Source organism: Citrobacter sp. GW821-FHT02E08 (assembly GCF_059421685.1).
This window is the reverse complement of sequence record NZ_JBWKVL010000001.1, coordinates 202247-220737: the sequence shown is the minus strand read 5'-3', so window position 1 is coordinate 220737 and position 18491 is coordinate 202247. Positions and strand designations below refer to the sequence as shown.

The 18491-nt window shown below is 54.1% G+C and carries 18 protein-coding genes and 1 riboswitch; of the genes, 8 read left to right on the top strand and 10 right to left on the bottom strand.

Translation table 11 applies throughout. The features are described from left to right. Nucleotides 1-3 precede the first annotated feature (3 nt). On the top strand, nucleotides 4-777 hold the full coding sequence (gene zupT, locus AC07UY_RS01075) for a zinc transporter ZupT (RefSeq protein WP_192613513.1): 774 nt from the start codon (nucleotides 4-6) through the stop codon (nucleotides 775-777). Between the two features lie 74 nt (nucleotides 778-851). On the opposite strand, the gene AC07UY_RS01070 is transcribed toward zupT, so the two are convergent. Then, on the bottom strand, nucleotides 852-1028 hold the full coding sequence (locus AC07UY_RS01070) for a hypothetical protein (RefSeq protein ID WP_370552283.1): 177 nt from the start codon (nucleotides 1026-1028) through the stop codon (nucleotides 852-854). Between the two features lie 282 nt (nucleotides 1029-1310). Continuing rightward, nucleotides 1311-1964, bottom strand: coding sequence for a 3,4-dihydroxy-2-butanone-4-phosphate synthase (gene ribB, locus AC07UY_RS01065; protein WP_494700602.1), 654 nt, complete (start codon nucleotides 1962-1964; stop codon nucleotides 1311-1313). A gap of 105 nt (nucleotides 1965-2069) precedes the next feature. Beyond that, nucleotides 2070-2219, bottom strand: a riboswitch (FMN riboswitch). A 132-nt stretch (nucleotides 2220-2351) separates the two neighbouring features. Between ribB and ubiK the strand changes: the two genes are divergently transcribed. After that, nucleotides 2352-2648 (top strand): ubiquinone biosynthesis accessory factor UbiK, encoded by a 297-nt coding sequence (gene ubiK, locus AC07UY_RS01060; protein WP_192613515.1) that lies wholly within the window; start codon nucleotides 2352-2354, stop codon nucleotides 2646-2648. A 34-nt stretch (nucleotides 2649-2682) separates the two neighbouring features. On the opposite strand, the gene glgS is transcribed toward ubiK, so the two are convergent. From glgS to AC07UY_RS01040, 4 genes are all read right to left on the bottom strand, one after another. Beyond that, nucleotides 2683-2892 (bottom strand): cell surface composition regulator GlgS, encoded by a 210-nt coding sequence (glgS, locus tag AC07UY_RS01055; protein WP_192613516.1) that lies wholly within the window; start codon nucleotides 2890-2892, stop codon nucleotides 2683-2685. 240 nt (nucleotides 2893-3132) lie between these two features. Next, complete coding sequence (hldE, locus tag AC07UY_RS01050; protein ID WP_494661414.1) at nucleotides 3133-4566, bottom strand: bifunctional D-glycero-beta-D-manno-heptose-7-phosphate kinase/D-glycero-beta-D-manno-heptose 1-phosphate adenylyltransferase HldE; 1434 nt, start codon at nucleotides 4564-4566, stop codon at nucleotides 3133-3135. Between the two features lie 47 nt (nucleotides 4567-4613). Further along, nucleotides 4614-7454 (bottom strand): bifunctional [glutamate--ammonia ligase]-adenylyl-L-tyrosine phosphorylase/[glutamate--ammonia-ligase] adenylyltransferase, encoded by a 2841-nt coding sequence (glnE, locus tag AC07UY_RS01045; protein WP_494700601.1) that lies wholly within the window; start codon nucleotides 7452-7454, stop codon nucleotides 4614-4616. A 21-nt stretch (nucleotides 7455-7475) separates the two neighbouring features. Next, nucleotides 7476-8777, bottom strand: coding sequence for a CYTH domain-containing protein (locus AC07UY_RS01040; RefSeq protein ID WP_494661412.1), 1302 nt, complete (start codon nucleotides 8775-8777; stop codon nucleotides 7476-7478). 241 nt (nucleotides 8778-9018) lie between these two features. On the opposite strand from AC07UY_RS01040, the gene AC07UY_RS01035 reads away from it, so the two are divergent. Both AC07UY_RS01035 and AC07UY_RS01030 read left to right on the top strand, forming a co-directional pair. Then, nucleotides 9019-9639 (top strand): TIGR04211 family SH3 domain-containing protein, encoded by a 621-nt coding sequence (locus AC07UY_RS01035; protein WP_203359950.1) that lies wholly within the window; start codon nucleotides 9019-9021, stop codon nucleotides 9637-9639. Nucleotides 9640-9702: 63 nt separating this feature from the next. Then, entirely contained in the window at nucleotides 9703-10941 is a 1239-nt protein-coding gene (locus AC07UY_RS01030) for a multifunctional CCA addition/repair protein (protein WP_494661411.1), read from the top strand. A 54-nt stretch (nucleotides 10942-10995) separates the two neighbouring features. Here AC07UY_RS01030 and bacA read toward each other — a convergent pair whose 3' ends face one another. Both bacA and folB read right to left on the bottom strand, forming a co-directional pair. Continuing rightward, entirely contained in the window at nucleotides 10996-11814 is an 819-nt protein-coding gene (gene bacA, locus AC07UY_RS01025; RefSeq protein WP_490469625.1) for an undecaprenyl-diphosphate phosphatase, read from the bottom strand. Nucleotides 11815-11905: 91 nt separating this feature from the next. Next, nucleotides 11906-12274 (bottom strand): bifunctional dihydroneopterin aldolase/7,8-dihydroneopterin epimerase, encoded by a 369-nt coding sequence (gene folB / locus AC07UY_RS01020; protein ID WP_271444099.1) that lies wholly within the window; start codon nucleotides 12272-12274, stop codon nucleotides 11906-11908. Between the two features lie 106 nt (nucleotides 12275-12380). Here folB and plsY point away from each other — a divergent pair, with 106 nt between their 5' ends. Beyond that, nucleotides 12381-12998: a glycerol-3-phosphate 1-O-acyltransferase PlsY gene (gene plsY, locus AC07UY_RS01015; RefSeq protein ID WP_192613524.1), complete on the top strand. Its 618-nt coding sequence runs from the start codon at nucleotides 12381-12383 to the stop codon at nucleotides 12996-12998. A gap of 2 nt (nucleotides 12999-13000) precedes the next feature. Here the strand turns inward: plsY and ttdR are convergent, their stop codons facing one another. Continuing rightward, nucleotides 13001-13951, bottom strand: coding sequence for an L-tartrate utilization transcriptional activator TtdR (gene ttdR / locus AC07UY_RS01010; RefSeq protein ID WP_494661410.1), 951 nt, complete (start codon nucleotides 13949-13951; stop codon nucleotides 13001-13003). 209 nt (nucleotides 13952-14160) lie between these two features. Between ttdR and ttdA the strand changes: the two genes are divergently transcribed. Genes ttdA through AC07UY_RS00995 form a run of 3 tightly spaced genes read left to right on the top strand, consistent with a single transcriptional unit; the run spans nucleotide 14161 to nucleotide 17186 of the window. Next, the gene (ttdA, locus tag AC07UY_RS01005; RefSeq protein WP_494700600.1) at nucleotides 14161-15072 is read left to right on the top strand and encodes a L(+)-tartrate dehydratase subunit alpha; all 912 of its coding nucleotides are present in this window, start codon (nucleotides 14161-14163) and stop codon (nucleotides 15070-15072) included. Beyond that, complete coding sequence (ttdB, locus tag AC07UY_RS01000; RefSeq protein WP_276293864.1) at nucleotides 15069-15674, top strand: L(+)-tartrate dehydratase subunit beta; 606 nt, start codon at nucleotides 15069-15071, stop codon at nucleotides 15672-15674. Before ttdA ends, ttdB begins: the two co-directional genes overlap by 4 nt. A 48-nt stretch (nucleotides 15675-15722) precedes the next feature. Beyond that, nucleotides 15723-17186: an anion permease gene (locus AC07UY_RS00995; protein ID WP_494661408.1), complete on the top strand. Its 1464-nt coding sequence runs from the start codon at nucleotides 15723-15725 to the stop codon at nucleotides 17184-17186. Nucleotides 17187-17287: 101 nt separating this feature from the next. Here the strand turns inward: AC07UY_RS00995 and tsaD are convergent, their stop codons facing one another. Then, the gene (tsaD, locus tag AC07UY_RS00990; protein ID WP_494661407.1) at nucleotides 17288-18301 is read right to left on the bottom strand and encodes a tRNA (adenosine(37)-N6)-threonylcarbamoyltransferase complex transferase subunit TsaD; all 1014 of its coding nucleotides are present in this window, start codon (nucleotides 18299-18301) and stop codon (nucleotides 17288-17290) included. Nucleotides 18302-18491 lie beyond the last annotated feature (190 nt).

The following is an 18491-nucleotide window of genomic DNA, read 5'->3' as shown; positions in this document are numbered from 1 at the left end:
TCGATGTCAGTACCTTTAATTCTGACCTTATTGGCGGGTGCCGCCACTTTTATTGGCGCCTTTCTTGGCGTGCTGGGACAAAAACCCTCTAATCGCGTGCTGGCGTTTTCGCTGGGATTCGCGGCAGGCATCATGCTGCTTATCTCGCTGATGGAAATGCTGCCGGCAGCGTTGGCAGCGGAAGGCATGTCCCCCCTCTTAGGCTACGGCATGTTTATTACTGGACTGTTGGGTTATTTCGGGCTGGATCGCCTGCTTCCCCACGCCCACCCGCAAGATTTAGTACAGAAAACAACGCGGCCGCTGCCTGGCTCCATTAAACGCACCGCCATCTTATTGACGCTGGGCATCAGTCTGCACAATTTTCCGGAAGGGATCGCGACGTTTGTTACCGCCAGCAGCAATCTTGAACTGGGCTTCGGGATTGCTCTGGCGGTCGCCTTACACAATATTCCCGAAGGTTTAGCGGTTGCCGGGCCGGTTTATGCCGCAACAGGTTCAAAACGTACGGCCATTTTCTGGGCAGGGATTTCCGGTATGGCGGAAATTCTCGGCGGCATATTAGCCTGGTTAATTCTAGGCAGTTTGATTTCGCCTGTCGTAATGGCGTCGATTATGGCTGCGGTAGCGGGAATTATGGTGGCATTATCCGTAGATGAATTAATGCCTCTGGCAAAAGAGATCGACCCTAATAATAACCCCAGCTACGGCGTTCTGTGTGGGATGTCGGTGATGGGACTCAGCCTTGTGATACTTCAATCGATGGGAATCGGGTAACGCAACCACAGATGTTGTCCTCATCATTCAGGACAACATCATGCTTTCCCATCAAGAAAATATGAGAATAAAAGTTATTCCCGATCCCTGGCAACACGACCATCTTCACCAGTGCGGCGAAATAGCGTGTTGCGGGCCTCGAGCAGCGCGTCCCTGTCCTGCCTGAACGCTCTGCAATAACGTTTCATATGGCAAAAATAACCTACAACGACAAGAACAATTAATACAATCCAATACCAGGCGATAAACATCCTTTTACCCTTAAAATTTAACATTGCCAAACATTTAACGTTAAAATTTTACATACCTATCTTTAGGTATATTCATATACTGGCACAGTATGAAATTGAGAATATGATTTTGATCATAGAGAAAAAGATTGGGCTTTTATTAAAGGCCAGACCGTCCGCAAAATTAACGTCTGTGGGATAAACGGTGTATTTTTTCGAACCAATAAAAACAAAAAACCGAAGTCAGTAAACTGGCTTCGGTTTCTTTCATCACGTATTACCACCCGACGGGTGGTACGCCAGTCAGCTGGCCTTACGCGCGTGCGCCTGGCGGTAAGCCACCAAATCTTCAATGGTGACGACAGCCATATTGTGTTCACCTGCAAACTTGATGCACTCCGGCGCGCGAGCCATTGTGCCGTCATCGTTGGTCAGTTCACACAGAACGCCTGCAGGTTTAAAACCTGCCAGCGTCACCAGATCGATGGTCGCTTCCGTATGGCCGCCGCGAGTCAACACCCCACCAGCCTGAGCGCGCAGCGGGAAAACGTGCCCCGGACGGTTGAGGTCAGAAGGTTTAGCACCGTCGGCAATGGCAGCACGCACAGTGGTAATGCGGTCGGCCGCAGAAACACCGGTGGTCACGCCTTCAGCGGCTTCAATCGTCACCGTAAAGCCCGTGCCGTAAGCGCTGGTGTTATTTTCCACCATCATAGGCAGGTCGAGCTGTTTGCGGCGATCTTCAGTGATACACAGGCAAACGATGCCGCTACCGTGACGAATGGTCAATGCCATCTGCTCAACGGTCATCGTTTCGGCAGGGAAAATCATATCGCCTTCGTTTTCACGATCTTCGTCGTCAAGCACCATCACTCCGCGTCCTTCACGCAGCGCGGACAGAGCGTGTTCGACACGATCAAAAGGCGTACCAAAAGAGGAAAGTAGCGTCTGATTCATGGTAAAAAAACCTCACTAAAATTATGGTTACCAGAATCAGGGCAGTCTTAGGAGTACCGCAATGCGGCAAAAAAATAACGTGAGCGGGTCCATGCCCGGCTGGATCGTTACTCTCTCCCATCCGGACTCTAACCGTCGGCTCCGGAATTACACCGGATCTGCTGACCTTTGAGTTTGCACCCAAAGCGCTCGCGGGCTTTCAACATAGGTTGATTTACCGCCGGTGGGGAATTTCGCCCCGCCCTGAGAATAAGCGAGATAACTATAACGCTATTGATTACCTTCATCAACGCCTTTACTCAGCCACAGGTCACACAATTCTGGTTTATGCCTCACGCAGATCGCACTACAATGTGCCTCAACACTTACCAGTTCAGGGAAACCACAATGATTGACCCGAAAAAAATTGAGCAAATCGCTCGCCAGGTTCACGAGTCGATGCCGAAAGGGATCCGGGAGTTCGGGGAAGACGTCGAGAAGAAAATTCGTCAAACGCTGCAATCACAGCTGACGCGTCTCGATCTGGTGAGCCGCGAAGAGTTTGATGTGCAAACTCAGGTGTTACTGCGTACCCGTGAAAAGCTGGCACTGCTTGAGCAGCGCCTCAGTGAACTGGAAACGCGCCAGTCGCCTGTCGACGTCAAACCTGCGCCCGCCATTCCGCCAGTGGATACACAAGAGTAAAAAAAGAAACGGGCCAATGGGCCCGTTTCTTTTTTCAGTGTTCGAGTTCTAATTGTTTTGCTCGTGTCGCCTGTTGGCAGTAAAGCGCGTAGCGCTTGCAGAACCAGCTCCGGTGCTCCTCATCCATGTTTCCGGTGACGGCGTGGATATCGACAGGGCGACCTTCAGCCTGCATTCTGGCAAAGCTACGGGCCAGAAAATCGAAGTTGTTCAACGAATACACATTCTTGTTGTTCATGAGCATACCCTCCAGTTAACGAATTTCTGATAAGGCCATATGCTTTTTCTGATTCCAGTATTCGCTTCTGGGCGCAAAGTATTTGTACATTATGTGCGCAAATCACCTGCAGGAAGTCACACTTTTCCAGGAAATGTAAAGGGATGGGAGTAAATGATAACGGAATGCTTATCAGACCTGCATCGCGCAGAGGCTCACAGGTCTGATAAGGAGTGTACAGCGCCGCCTAACTTACTGGCGGAGAGATTACTTGTCGCTGTCTTTCTGGATTTTTTTGATGATGTTGGTCGTTGAACAACCGTCTTCGAAGTTCAGCACCAACACTTCGCCGCCGTTGGCCCATACCTCTTCACTACCCGCAATCTCTTCCGGCTTGTAGTCGCCGCCTTTAACCAGCAGATCCGGCAGTACGCCTGCAATCAGACGCTGTGGGGTATCTTCTTCAAAAGAAACCACCCAGTCGACGGCTTCCAGCGCGCCCAATACGATCATGCGTTGTTCTAGCGGATTGACGGGACGCGTTTCGCCTTTCAGACGTTTAGTGGACGCATCGCTGTTGACTGCAACAATCAGGCGGTCGCCCAGTTTGCGCGCATTCGCCAGATAAGAAACGTGTCCGGCATGCAGGATATCGAAGACACCGTTGGTCATCACCACTTTCTCGCCGCGCTTACGCGCGCTGGCAACGGCCTGCTTCAGCTCATTTTCAGTCATCACGCCAAAGCCCGTGTCAGCACGACCGCGTACGGCATTTTCCAGCTCGATGGGCGAAACGGTGGATGTCCCCAGCTTGCCGACAACCACGCCTGCCGCCGCGTTGGCGAAGTAACAGGCTTCTTCCAGCGATTTTCCTGCCGCCAGCGTCGCCGCCAGCACGCCAATCACCGTATCACCCGCACCAGTGACGTCATACACTTCCTGCGCCTGGGTCGGCATATGCAGCGGTGCTTTGCCCGGCTGCAACAACGTCATCCCTTGCTCAGAACGCGTCACCAGCAGCGCAGAGAGATCGAAATCCGCAATCACTTTCATGCCGCGAGTGACAATCTCTTCTTCGTTTTTACACTTACCGGCCACCGCTTCAAACTCTGACAAATTCGGGGTCAGCAGCGTGGCGCCACGGTAGCGTTCAAAATCGGTGCCTTTCGGGTCGATCAATACCGGCACGCCCGCTTTGCGCGCCAGCGCGATCATCTGCTGAACGCTGGCCAGCGCGCCTTTCGCATAGTCAGAGAGTACCAGCGCGCCAATCGAACCCAGCGCCTGATTAATGCGCTCATGCAGCGGTTGTGGATCGACACCTTCAAAGCCTTCTTCAAAGTCCAGGCGAATCAGCTGCTGGTTGCGTGAAAGTACACGCAGTTTGGTGATGGTGGGATGTGTCGGGACAGAAACAAAGTCGCATTTCACATTCACAGCCGCCAGCGTTTTGCTGAGCGCACGCGCGGCATCATCAATGCCGGTCAATCCGACCAGACGTGAATTGGCCCCCAGGGACGCAATGTTCATCGCCACGTTAGCCGCGCCACCAGGACGTTCCTCAATGGTGTCCACTTTGACAACGGGTACTGGCGCTTCCGGTGAAATACGGCTGGTCGGCCCGTACCAGTAGCGATCCAGCATCACGTCACCAACAACCATGACCCCTGCACGTTCAAACTCTGGCAGCGTTACTTTCATTCCTGTCTCCTGAGAGATTCAAAATTTGCGCGCGATAATAGCACATTTCACTCGGCAACCAGCCACTTCTGCCAGCTGGCCCTTACCCGTTCACGCTCTTTGCTAAAACACGTCTGCGCCACATGCCCCGGCAACTCTTGCAACGCCAGGTGGTGAAGTTCGTCGCGCAGCGTGGTGTAGGCCAGCGTCAGCGCCTGCGCTTCCTGCTCTTCCATAATGTCGTTTTGCGCCAACAGCTCCAGAATGCGCACATTATCTGACCAGCGCGTCAGCTTCGGCTTCTCATGCGCGTAGCGCAGCACCAGATATTGCGTAATAAACTCAATGTCGGTGATCCCACCCTCGTCAGCTTTAATATCAAAGCGGTCGCGATGCTTATTCCCCAGATGCGCGCGCATCTTTTCACGCATTTCACACACGTCGGTTTGCAGTGTTTTGCCGTCGCGAACGAGAGTCATGATCGTACGTCGCACGGCGTCAAACTGCGCAGTCAGTTGCGGATCACCATACACCACGCGCGCACGCGCCAGCGCCTGATGTTCCCACGTCCAGGCTTCGTTTTGCTGATAATCGGCGAAGGCTTCGGCTGAAGTAACTAACATTCCCGCCGCGCCGGACGGGCGTAATCGCGCATCCACCTCATACAAAATACCCGAGGAAGTTCGGGTGCTGAACAGGTGCATAATCCGCTGCGACAAGCGCAGATAGAACTGCCTGCCGTCAATTTCGCGCTCGCCATCGGTCATCACGTCCATCGGACAGTCGTGAAGGAAAATCAAATCCAGATCGGAACTGTAGCCCAGTTCCCAGCCGCCCAGCTTACCGTAACCGACCACGGCAAAGCCTCGCCCCTGGCGCTCGCTCAGATGCGTCGGCTGACCGTAACGCGCCACCATTTGCGTCCACGCCTGTTGCACCACAGCGTCGATGATGGCTTCCGCCAGCCAGGTCAAATGGTCGCTGACTTTCATCACCGGTAACGTGCCTGCAATATCCGCCGCCGCGATGCGCAATAGCTGAGTTTGCTTAAACTGCCGCAACGCCTCCAGTTGCTGCTCTTCGTCATCTTCCGGCACACGCAGCAGATACTGACGCAACTCATCACGGTAAGCGTCCGTCGCGGTCGGCTGATACAGCGTGTTCGGGTCGAGCAGTTCGTCGAGCAACAGTGGGTAGCGCGCCAGTTGGCTGGCGACCATCGGGGAGGCAGCACAAAGCGAGATCAGATGTTTTAGCGCCCCCGGGAATTCGCTCAGCAATTCGAGGTACGTGGTGCGGGTTACAATGCTCACCAGCAACGGCGTAATACGCGACAGCGGCACAAAGGCGTCTTCACGGGAACAGACGTCGCTGAGCAGATGTGGCATCAGATGATCGAGGACCTGACGGCCACGCGGGCCAATGGGGCGTTTATCCAGCTCTTTGCGAAAATCCGCAATCAGCGCCAGCACGCGTCCCCGCCCCTCGTCGGTAAGATGGGCCAGAACTGGCGTGGAGTCATCTTCCTGTAGCGTATCCTGCCACAGTTCGCGCCACTGTTCCGACAATGACTCTTCCTGCGTCTCGGTTTCGTCATCGCCAATCAACTCATTAAACACCCGGCGCACATTCGCCATATGACCGTCCAGCTCGTCGGTGAGCTGCGACCAGTCATCCGTATCCATTCCCCACGCCAGACGCGCACGATTCAGCTCATCCCCCGGCAGTGTCTGCGTTTGCTCATCATTGATGCTTTGCAGCAGGTTTTCCAGGCGGCGCAAGAAGAGATAAGCAACTCGCAACTGTTCCGCGTCATTCTCCGACAGCAGATGCAGCGCCGCAATCGCATTCAACGTAGGTAAAAGAGAGCGTGACTGCAGTGAAGGTTCACGACCGCCGCGAATAAGCTGGAACACCTGAACAATAAATTCGATTTCGCGAATACCGCCCGCGCCGAGTTTAATATTGTCTTTCAGACCCCGGCGGCGAACTTCACGGGCAATCATCCCCTTCATGTTTCGCAGAGACTGGATCACGCTGAAGTCGATGTAGCGGCGGAAGACGAAAGGCCGCAGCATGGCCCGTAATTCGTCAACATAAACGCCATCGGTATCACCCATGATCCGCGCTTTAACCATCGCATAGCGTTCCCAGTCACGCCCCTGCTCCTGGTAATAATCTTCCAGCGCGGCAAAACTCAACACCAGCGGGCCGCTGTCGCCAAACGGACGCAGACGCATGTCCACACGGTAAACAAAACCATCCTGCGTGGGTTGGTCCAGCACCTTGATGAGTCGTTGCCCCATCCGCGTGAAGAACTGCGCGTTATCCAGCTCACGTCGCCCGCCTTGCGTGGAACCGTGCTCCGGCCAGGCAAAAATCAGGTCGATATCGGAGGAGAAATTCAGCTCGCCGCCGCCCAGTTTTCCCATCCCTAAAATCAGCAACGGCTGCGGGACGCCACTCTGGTTGCAGGGGATTCCCCACTCACGACAACAGGCGGCGTAGAGCCAGTCGCGCGCAGCGATGATCAGCGTTTCAGCCAGATGGCTTAATTGCTGCAAAATGCTCTCTTCTTCCACAAGCCGCAGCGCCTGCGCCCAGGCAATACGTACCATAATGCGACGGCGAAACACCCGTAGCTCCCGCATCAGCGCCGCTTCGTCAGCGACCTGCGCCAGTGCCTCCTGCAACCAGGCCGCGTAATGTTGCCATTCGTCGGCCTGCGGCGACGTGCTTTCCAGCTCAGCAAGCCATTCGGGATGCGCAATAACGCTGTCCCGAACAAAATCACTGAAGGTAAGTACTGACTTCGCCTGAACACCCGGCGTCGTCTCTGAGATTGCGGCTGGCAGGTGCTCAACAACGGTCTGCCAGTACTGCTGTAAGGGAGAAGAGAGCGGCTTCATAAAAGACGTATCCTTGCCAGATTATCGTTTTCCGCTGTGCAGCCAGAACGGTTCCTGAGAAATCGCTTCGTTGCGGAAATGTTCAATTTCAATATATTGGCGGGTCGCAATTGCATAACGCAATCCCTGCCAGTTCTCCAGCCAGCCCTGCGCCACATGGGTGTCGTAATAACCGGCCAGCAATAAGATGCTGTCAATGTTACGGTTCAGGCGCGGAAGCTGATCGTTATACTGATCGCCTAACGGCTGGTCGAAAACAGATTTCAGATCAGCGGCATGCCGTGAGAGGTGTGTATCCGCAAAGCGCTTAAACGAACCTGAAATTTTGTCCTGCGCTTTGGCATCCAGGAACGGCTGCCAGCCTTTGGTGACCAGCCATTCCGTCAATGCCAGTTTAGCCATCGCTGTTTGTGTACTGTAAACCGCCGTTACCGCTGAAACCGCAGAGGCGATCGTCGCTTCTGACTGGGTTAACAAATCACGTAAGTGAGCGCTCGCTTTACGAGGAACAATCCCGCCGAACAGCATGATGGTGTGGCGAACCAGTCCCATTGCTGCCAGAACATCGGCTTTGGCCTTTTTCTCACCGCGAACCCACAACTCTTCATGGTATTGCCACTGTGACAACGCTAACTCCAGCGCAGCCTCAAGCCCCTGCTCAACGCTGGCTTTCGCTGGCACCTTCAGAATTCGTGTCGCGTTGATTTCACGCGGCGGGTTTCCCTGCGCCAGATGGTAGCCACGGGCTGCTTTGCTCAGGCTGCCCTGGCGTAATCCGGATTGCGAAACCAGCTGATTTGCCAGTTTCAGCACGCTGCGCGTATCGCCTTTTAACAGCTCAAGCTCCAGTTCGCAGATAGGCTCCGCGAACTCTCCCGCCTTCACATCCCCCAGATCGAGCGCGATTTCAATCTGGCTGCCTTCAACCTCAACCACCCATTTTTCACGATAAAAATCAGTGCGGAACAGCGGCTGTACGCGTGACGCGAGATCGGCTGGCATTTCGCCGTTGGGCCAGACTTCGGGAGGGAGTTTGGCGAGATCCAGCGTCGGTTCGGTCAGCGGTACATTGTATTCCGGACGCTGATGCAGTCCTCCTGTCACCCGGCCAGCGATTTTCAGGGTCATTTCATAATGACCGTTCTCGCCCCGAATACGCAGTCCCATATCGTGACTACGCAACCAATTATCTGATGTTTCGTAGTAAATGTTCAGCAATTGACTGGGGGCATGATGCTCCCCGCCTAACGTGTGCAGATGGTCACGCAGTGCGTCTACCGCTTCGCGATTGACGATAAATTTTAATTCGATTTCCTGAGCCATGGCCTTGTACTTATGGGTTATGTCACATATGGGAAGAATGACGGCGAACTTAATGCGTTCTTGTTTGTCAGTACATAGTATTTTGCGCCAAATTGCCATACAACGAGCAATTTGACGGGCGTAAAAGTTTGAAACAGTGGCATAGATGACACAGAAGATTCCGATTGATGTCGAATGCTTTGCGTAGAGACACTGATGCCACTACTATCGTTCCACTTTCTATGACAATAACGACAGCCTGATGCCAAAATTACGCCTGATTGGATTAACTTTACTTGCACTTAGCGCCACTGCCGTCTCCCATGCTGAAGAAAAGCGCTATGTTTCTGATGAACTGAACACCTGGGTCCGCAGCGGTCCGGGGGATAACTATCGCCTGCTGGGTACGATTAACGCCGGTGAGGAAGTGACACTCTTACAAACCGACGCGAATACCAATTATGCTCAGGTAAAAGACAGTACCGGCCGTACTGCCTGGATCCCGATGAAAGAGTTGAACAGCACGCCCAGCCTGCGTATTCGCGTACCGGATCTGGAAAATCAGGTCAAAACGCTGACCGATAAGCTCAACAATATTGATACGACCTGGAATCAGCGCACCTCCGACATGCAGCAAAAAGTGTCCCAGAGCGACAGCGTGATTAACGGGTTAAAAGAAGAGAACCAGAAGCTGAAAAACGAGCTGATTGTTGCGCAGAAGAAAGTCGATGCTGCCAGCGTGCAGCTTGATGACAAGCAGCGCACCATCATCATGCAGTGGTTCATGTATGGCGGCGGCGTGCTGGGTCTCGGTCTGCTGCTCGGCCTCGTCCTGCCGCACATGATCCCAAGCCGTAAACGCAAAGACCGCTGGATGAACTAAATCGCCTTCTCCCCCGCACTGACATATCATTGAGAGATGATGTTTTTCAGGAGAGGAAGTGGCGTGAAGATTTATCTGGTCGGTGGTGCTGTTCGGGACGCGTTATTAGGGCTACCGGTTAAAGATAAAGATTGGGTGGTGGTTGGCGCCACGCCTCAGGAGATGCTTGACGCGGGCTACCAGCAGGTAGGCCGCGATTTTCCCGTATTTCTTCATCCGCAAACACGTGAAGAGTATGCGCTGGCGCGCACCGAGCGTAAATCGGGTTCCGGCTATACCGGCTTTACCTGTTATGCCGCCGCCGACGTGACGCTGGAAGACGATTTGCAGCGCCGTGACCTGACGATCAACGCCCTTGCGCGTGACGACGACGGTCAGGTAATCGACCCGTATCACGGGCGTCGCGATCTGGACAACCGCCTGCTACGCCATGTCTCTCCCGCTTTCAGCGAAGATCCGCTGCGCGTCCTGCGCGTGGCGCGTTTTGCCGCCCGTTATGCCCACCTTAGCTTCCGTATTGCTGATGAAACCATGACGCTCATGCGTGAGATGACGGCTGCCGGTGAGCTGGAACACCTCACGCCGGAAAGGGTGTGGAAAGAAACCGAAAATGCCCTGACCACACGTAACCCACAGGTCTTCTTCCAGGTTCTCCGCGACTGCGGCGCGTTGCGCGTGCTGTTCCCCGAAATAGACGCCCTGTTTGGCGTCCCCGCCCCGGCAAAGTGGCACCCGGAAATCGACACCGGGATCCACACGCTGATGACGCTGTCGATGGCCGCCATGCTCAGCCCTGAAGTGGATGTGCGCTTTGCCACGCTGTGTCACGATTTGGGGAAAGGGTTAACGCCAAAGGAGTTCTGGCCGCGTCATCACGGTCATGGCCCGGCGGGCGTTAAACTGGTGGAACAGTTATGCCAGCGTTTACGCGTTCCCAATGACATTCGCGATTTAGCCAAACTGGTGGCGGAGTTCCACGATCTCATTCATACCTTCCCCATCTTGCAGCCAAAAACGATCGTTAAACTGTTCGATTCGATTGATGCCTGGCGAAAACCGCAACGGGTGGAACAAATCGCGCTGACCAGCGAAGCGGATGTTCGCGGGCGTACGGGCTTTGAAGCGGCGGACTATCCACAAGGCCGCTGGTTACGAGAAGCCTGGCAGGTGGCACAGGCCGTACCGACCAAAGAGGTGGTTGACGCAGGATTCAAAGGCCAGGCGATCCGTGAAGAGCTGACCCGGCGCCGTATTGACGCCGTGACGGACTGGAAAGCATTGCGCTGCCCGAAGCCGGAATGATTGCAGGAATAAATGCCGGATAGTCGCGTAAACGCCTTCTCCGGCAAGCTTAAATCAGAAGAACACCACGTAAACGGCCGCTGCAACGATAAAACGGTAAATCGCAAACGGAATGAACGAGATGCGTTTGATCAGTTGCAGGAAAGTCTTGATCGCCACCAGCGCGACGACAAAAGCGGTGACAAAGCCGACGGCAAACATCGGGATGTCGGCAACCGTCAGGAACGACCAGCTTTTGTAGAGATCCAGCGCCGTGGCGCCCATCATCATCGGCACTGCCAGCAAGAAGGAGAATTCAGAGGCCGCATAACGGCTCACGCCCATCAGCATACCACCGGAAATCGTGGCGCCCGAGCGGGAAAAGCCCGGCCACAGCGCCAGACACTGGAAACAGCCAATCATGAATGCCTGACGGTAGGTCATGTCGTCCAGACCCGGCGCGCGCGGCTCTTTCGGCTTCAGACATTCCGCCGCAATCAGCAACAAACCACCGACCACCAGCGCATACATCACGTTAACCGGGTTAAACAGCGATTTAATGGCGTCGTGGAACACCAGTCCCAGCACCACCGCAGGGATCATCCCCAACAGAATATGGCCCAGCGTCAAACGCCCTTTTCCGGTGCCTTCATGCGCTGGCTTGCCAAAGTGAATGCCGATCAGTCCGAATAAACGTCGCCAGAACATCACAACGACGGCCAGGATAGATCCCAGTTGAATCACCACCTCAAACGTCTTCGCGGTATCGCCTTCGAACCCCAACAGATGGCCAACGATAATCATGTGCCCTGTACTGGAGACGGGCAAAAACTCCGTCAATCCTTCGACCACACCCAATATTGCCGCCACCAGCAGCGAGTGCATATCGCTCATCAATAAACCCCTAAATGTAAAAAATCATGCAGCAAAAAATGGATCCTGCGTTAAGACCCATTTATACCCAGTTGGTTTAAAAATTATAAAGTTAATTATTTTCTTTCAGATTATTGCCACGCTCAATGATTACGCCCACATTTGCCGCGCGCGCCACGGCACCGGGTTTACTGAGCTTGATACGCACCCACGGAGAATTAAACCGAGCCAACAGCAGATCGGCAACCTCTTCTGCCACCCTTTCAACCAGCGCAAAACGACTGCCTTCCACGTGATTGACAACCGTTTCGGCAATGTCAGCATAGCTTAGACAATCCGCCACATCATCGCTTTTGGCGGATTTGCGGTTGTCCCACGCCATTTCGATATCGAACACCAATTTCTGTTCAATGGTCTGTTCCCAGTCGTAAACACCGATAGTGGTGATGACCGAAAGTTGCTCTATAAATACAATATCCATCACGACCTGCTCGCTTTTTGGCTAACCCGGATACCACTTCCGGCGAATTATGCGTATTATCCACAGAAGTAACGTTTAACACGACATTTTCAAAACGGAACAGCTTATGAGTGCAATCGCGCCTGGAATGATCCTCTTCGCGTACCTCTGCGGCTCAATTTCCAGCGCCATTCTGGTCTGCCGCATCGCTGGACTGCCTGACCCGCGTCAGAGCGGTTCCGGTAATCCGGGCGCGACCAATGTGTTACGAATCGGTGGCAAGGGAGCGGCCGTAGCAGTACTGGCTTTCGACGTCCTGAAAGGCATGTTGCCCGTCTGGGGCGCATACGCGTTAGGCGTCAGCCCTCTCTGGTTGGGATTAATTGCGATCGCGGCCTGTCTGGGGCATATCTGGCCGGTCTTCTTTGGTTTTAAAGGTGGCAAAGGCGTCGCGACTGCATTTGGCGCCATAGCGCCGATTGGCTGGGACTTAACGGGCGTCATGGCGGGCACCTGGTTGCTGACCGTGTTACTGAGCGGCTATTCATCGCTCGGTGCTATTGTCAGTGCCCTGATAGCACCGTTCTACGTCTGGTGGTTTAAACCGCAGTTCACCCTCCCGGTCTCCTTGCTATCGTGCCTGATTTTGCTGCGTCACCATGACAACATCCAGCGACTGTGGCGTCGTCAGGAGACGAAGATCTGGACAAAACTGAAGAAGAAGAGCGAAAAAGATCCCGAGTGATCTTATTCGCTGCCCATCGTCAGCGCAGGCTGGTAGCCTTCATTGGGCCTGCCTAGCCGCTGCTGGCACCATGCCGCCAGAAACTCCACGCATACCCTTAACTTCACGCTGCGATAAAGCGGTTCCTGATAAACAGCCCAGATATTGGCGCTTTGTGCATACTCCGGTAACACCCGAACCAGCTTGCCGCTGGTCAGAAACGGCTGCACATCCCACTCAGAACGCAACATAATTCCTTTTCCCTCCAGCGCCCACTGCAGAACAATTTCGCCGCTGTTGGAGGAAAGATGCCCCGTCACCTTCACCGACTTTTTCTCTTCGCCATTTCCCAGTTCCCATACTCCGTGGGTCATATCGCGCTCTTTTGTCACCAGGCAATCATGATGACATAATTCCTGTAATAATTTCGGTTCAGCATATTTTTGCAAATACGTGGGGGACGCACACAATATCCTTTTATTTTTCGTTAACAAATGCGCTATATAATAATCTGGAATCTCATCATTAATTCGAATATCGAGATCGATATTGTCCTGCACCAAATCAATCTGCCGATCAAAGAGTTCAAAATGGACCTGTAGTTCAGGATAATTGCGCATCAGTTCGGTAATGGCGGGCGCAATATGGCTACGACCAAAACCAAAACTACAGCCAATGCGAATCATTCCTTCCGGACGGGTTTTGATTTGCGTCACTTCATCCACCAGATGCTGATACTGGGTAAGAATTTCCAGCGCATGTTCATAGCACCGCTGCCCGCTTTCCGTTAGCGCAACGCCTCTTGCCGAACGGTTCAGCAGCGTGGTGGCAAGGGTTGTCTCGAGGATCTGAATCCGTTTAGTCACAAATGCGGGCGTTTGCCCCAGCGCCGCCGCCGCCGCGCTAAAGCTTCCCGTATGGACAATTTCAATCAGCACCTGCAGATCTTTGGCTAAGGGATAGTTATTCAGCATTTTCGGATTACCCGTGATTTTGATAACCGCAGTGTAATTCTCTTCACGCCGTCAATCTCTGCCTTTGCTCAATTTTCATCACCTTTCTACAGCATGATTCACGAACCGTTAATTACATATACACAGCAGCAAAAAATATAAATCCACATTTTTAGTGGTAGTTTACTTCGGAGAATTTATTTCCAGATAAATAAAGAACTGGAGTTAACATGATGAGCAATCAAAATAATCAAAACGCGGTTAATACGTTGACAGAAATTGTCGCTAATTTTACCGCCATGATTTCTACCCGGATGCCCGACGACGTAGTGGATAAATTAAAACAGCTACGAGAAGGCGAAACCTCGCCAATGGGTAAAATCATTTACCACACCATGTTCGACAACATGCAGAAGGCTATCGACCTGAACCGCCCGGCCTGTCAGGACACCGGCGAGATCATGTTTTTTGTCAAGGTCGGTTCCCGTTTCCCGCTGCTGGGTGAGCTGCAAAGCATTCTTAAACAGGCCGTAGAAGATGCCACCGTGAAAGCGCCGCTGCGCCACAATGCGGTAGAGATTTTTGACGAAGTAAACACCGGTAAAAACACCGGCAGCGGCGTGCCGTGGGTGACCTGGGACATCATCCCCGACGGCAATGAGGCAGAAATCGAAGTCTACATGGCAGGCGGCGGCTGTACGTTGCCGGGACGCTCCAAAGTGCTAATGCCCTCCGAAGGCTACGAAGGCATGGTGAAATTCGTCTTTGAAAATATCTCCACGCTGGCCGTAAACGCCTGTCCGCCGGTACTGGTGGGCGTGGGAATCGCAACCTCTGTTGAAACCGCCGCCGTACTCTCACGTAAAGCGGTGCTGCGCCCGATTGGCACACGACATCCAAATCCAAAAGCCGCCGAGCTTGAACTGCGCCTGGAAGAAGGACTTAACCGGCTGGGAATTGGCCCGCAAGGACTCACCGGCAACAGCTCAGTGATGGGCGTGCATATCGAATCCGCCGCGCGCCACCCGTCGACGATCGGCGTTGCCGTTTCAACCGGCTGCTGGGCGCACCGTCGCGGCACGCTGCTGGTTCATTCTGACCTCTCCTTCGAAAACCTGTCCCACACCCGGAGCGCGTTATGAAAAAGATCCTGACTACCCCGATCAAGGCCGAAGACCTGGAAGATATCCGTATTGGCGATGTGATCTACCTGACCGGCACACTGGTGACCTGCCGCGACGTCTGCCACCGTCGCCTGATCGAACTTAAGCGTCCGATCCCTTACGACCTCAACGGCAAAGCGATTTTCCACGCCGGTCCCATCGTGCGTAAGAACGGGGAGAAGTGGGAGATGGTCTCCGTCGGCCCAACTACCAGCATGCGCATGGAAGCCTTTGAAAAAGAGTTTATTGAGCAGACCGGCGTGAAGCTGGTGGTGGGTAAAGGCGGCATGGGTCCGCTCACCGAAGAGGGTTGCCAGAAATTTAAAGCGCTGCACGTGATCTTCCCGGCGGGCTGCGCAGTCGTTGCTGCGACCCAGGTTGAAGAGATTGAAGAAGTGCACTGGACGGAACTCGGCATGCCGGAATCCCTCTGGGTTTGCCGGGTGAAAGAGTTCGGTCCGCTGATTGTCTCTATCGATACCCACGGCAATAACCTGATCGCCGAAAACAAAAAACAGTTCGCCGCACGTCGCGGTCCTATCGTCGACGAGATCTGCGAGCACGTCCATTACATCAAATAACCCTTCCGGAGAGGCTTTGCGCCTCTCCCTCTTCGCAGGGATACTACAATGGCACCTTTAGCTGGTTGGTGGCGATACCTGGCTCCGCTGGTGGTCATCGCCATTATTGCTGTTTTGCCTGCCCCCACCGGTCTTGAGAGCCACACCTGGCTCTATTTTGCGATCTTTACCGGCGTTATCGTGGGACTCATTCTGGAACCTGTGCCGGGCGCGGTAGTCGCGATGATCGGGATTTCGATCATCGCCGTCCTGTCGCCGTGGCTGCTGTTCAGTCCGGAACAGCTCGCGCAGGAAGGCTTCAAATTTACCGCCAAATCATTGTCGTGGGCGGTCTCTGGTTTTTCTAACTCGGTTATCTGGCTGATTTTCGCCGCTTTTATGTTTGGCACTGGCTATGAAAAAACCGGACTCGGTCGGCGTATTGCCTTGATGCTGGTGAAAAAGATGGGGCATCGTACGCTATTTCTCGGCTATGCGGTGATGTTCTCTGAGCTGATCCTCGCCCCCGTTACCCCCTCCAACTCCGCGCGCGGCGCCGGGATAATCTACCCGATAATCCGTAACCTGCCGCCGCTCTATAATTCACAGCCTAATGACGCCAGTTCCCGGTCTATTGGCTCCTATATTATGTGGATGGGAATTGTCGCCGACTGCGTGACCAGCGCCATTTTCCTGACCGCAATGGCGCCTAATCTGCTGCTGATGGGTCTGATGAAAGGCGCTTCCCATACGGCGCTAAGCTGGGGAGACTGGTTTTTAGGCATGCTACCGCTGAGTATTGCATTGGTCCTGCTGGTGCCCTGGCTGGCCTACGTGCTGTATCCGCCAGTGCTGAAATCAGGCGATCAGGTGCCGCGCTGGGCGGAGACGGAGCTGGAGGCAATGGGGCCACTCTGCTCGCGTGAGAAAAAGATGTTGGTGCTGATGGTTGGCGCGCTGGTGCTGTGGATATTCGGCGGTGATTATATTGATGCTGCGATGGTCGGTTACAGCGTGGTGGCATTAATGCTGGTATTACGCATCATCTCCTGGGATGACATCGTCAGTAATAAAGCCGCGTGGAACGTCTTCTTCTGGCTAGCTTCGCTGATTACCCTCGCCACAGGACTCAACAATACCGGCTTTATCACCTGGTTTGGTAAGCTGCTGGCAGACGGGTTGAGCGGCTATTCGCCGGTGATGGTGATGATCGCGCTGATTGTGGTGTTCTATCTGCTGCGCTACTTCTTTGCCAGCGCCACCGCCTATACCTCAGCGCTGGCACCGATGATGATTGCCGCCGCGCTGGCGATGCCGGAGATCCCGTTACCGGTGTTCTGCCTGATGGTGGGCGCAGCCATTGGTCTGGGCAGTATTCTTACCCCGTATGCGACGGGGCCAAGCCCCATCTATTACGGCAGTGGGTATCTGCCAACGGTTGATTACTGGCGGTTAGGTGCCATTTTCGGCCTGATCTTTCTCGTTCTGCTGGTGGTAACCGGTCTGCTCTGGATGCCCCTCGTTTTGCTGTAAACCCGGTTGGGGAGCCATGATGTCGCCCCTTTTTTCCATACACTTCTCAGATGACTGTTTTGCCGGATAAGGCGCTTACACCGCCATCCGGCAAACACACATTACGCTGCGGGTAACTCTGCCAGCGGCCAGCGTGGACGCACGGTCACGCCGAGATCAGCCGTGGCTCCGGCGTTAAAACGCACCATCCCGGCATAGGCGATCATCGCGCCGTTATCCGTACAAAACTCCGGGCGCGCATAGAACACTTCGCCACGACGCTTTTGCATCATCTCGGCCAGCTTTGCGCGCAGCGTGCGGTTGGCGCTAACGCCGCCCGCCATCACCAGACGTTTAAAGCCGGTCTGATCCAGCGCGCGTTTGCACTTGATCATCAGCGTATCCACCACCGCGTCTTCAAACGCGCGGGCGATATCCGCACGGGTCTGATCGTCATCGCCATTGTTGCGAATCGTGTTGGCTGCAAAGGTCTTCAGGCCGGAGAAACTGAAGTCCAGCCCCGGACGATCGGTCATAGGCCGTGGGAAGACAAAACGTCCGGCAGTGCCCTGGGCCGCCATTTTCGACAGCATCGGGCCGCCAGGATAATCAAGCCCCAGCAGTTTGGCGGTTTTATCAAAAGCTTCACCCGCCGCATCATCAATGGATTCGCCCAACAGTTCGTACTGGCCGACCCCCGTCACGCTAATGAGCTGAGTGTGGCCGCCAGAAACCAACAGCGCGACAAACGGAAATTCCGGCGGGTTCTCTTCCAGCATCGGAGCCAGCAGATGCCCTTCCATATGATGCACAGGGATGGCAGGAACATTCCACGCAAAGGCCAGTGAACGCCCAACGGTTGCGCCGACCAGCAGCGCACCAACCAGACCCGGCCCCGCGGTATACGCCACCGCATCAATGTCTTTCGCCTTTAAACCTGCCTCTTTCAGCGCTGCCTGGATCAACGGTACGGTTTTGCGCACGTGATCGCGCGAGGCCAGTTCAGGCACCACGCCGCCGTAGTCAGCATGCAATTTCACCTGACTATACAATTGGTTGGCCAACAGACCCTTTTCATCGTCGTAAATGGCGATGCCGGTTTCATCGCAGGATGTCTCAATACCCAATACACGCATGACTTATTCTACCTCGCTCTATTACCGCGCAGTGTAGGACCAATGCGGGTTGATGTAAAACTTTGTTCGCCCCTGGAAGAAGCCTCGTGTATACTCCTCACCCTTATAAAAGTCCCTTTCAAAAAAGGCCGCGGTGCTTTACAAAGCAGCAGCAATTGCAGTAAAATTCCGCACCATTTTGAAATAAGCT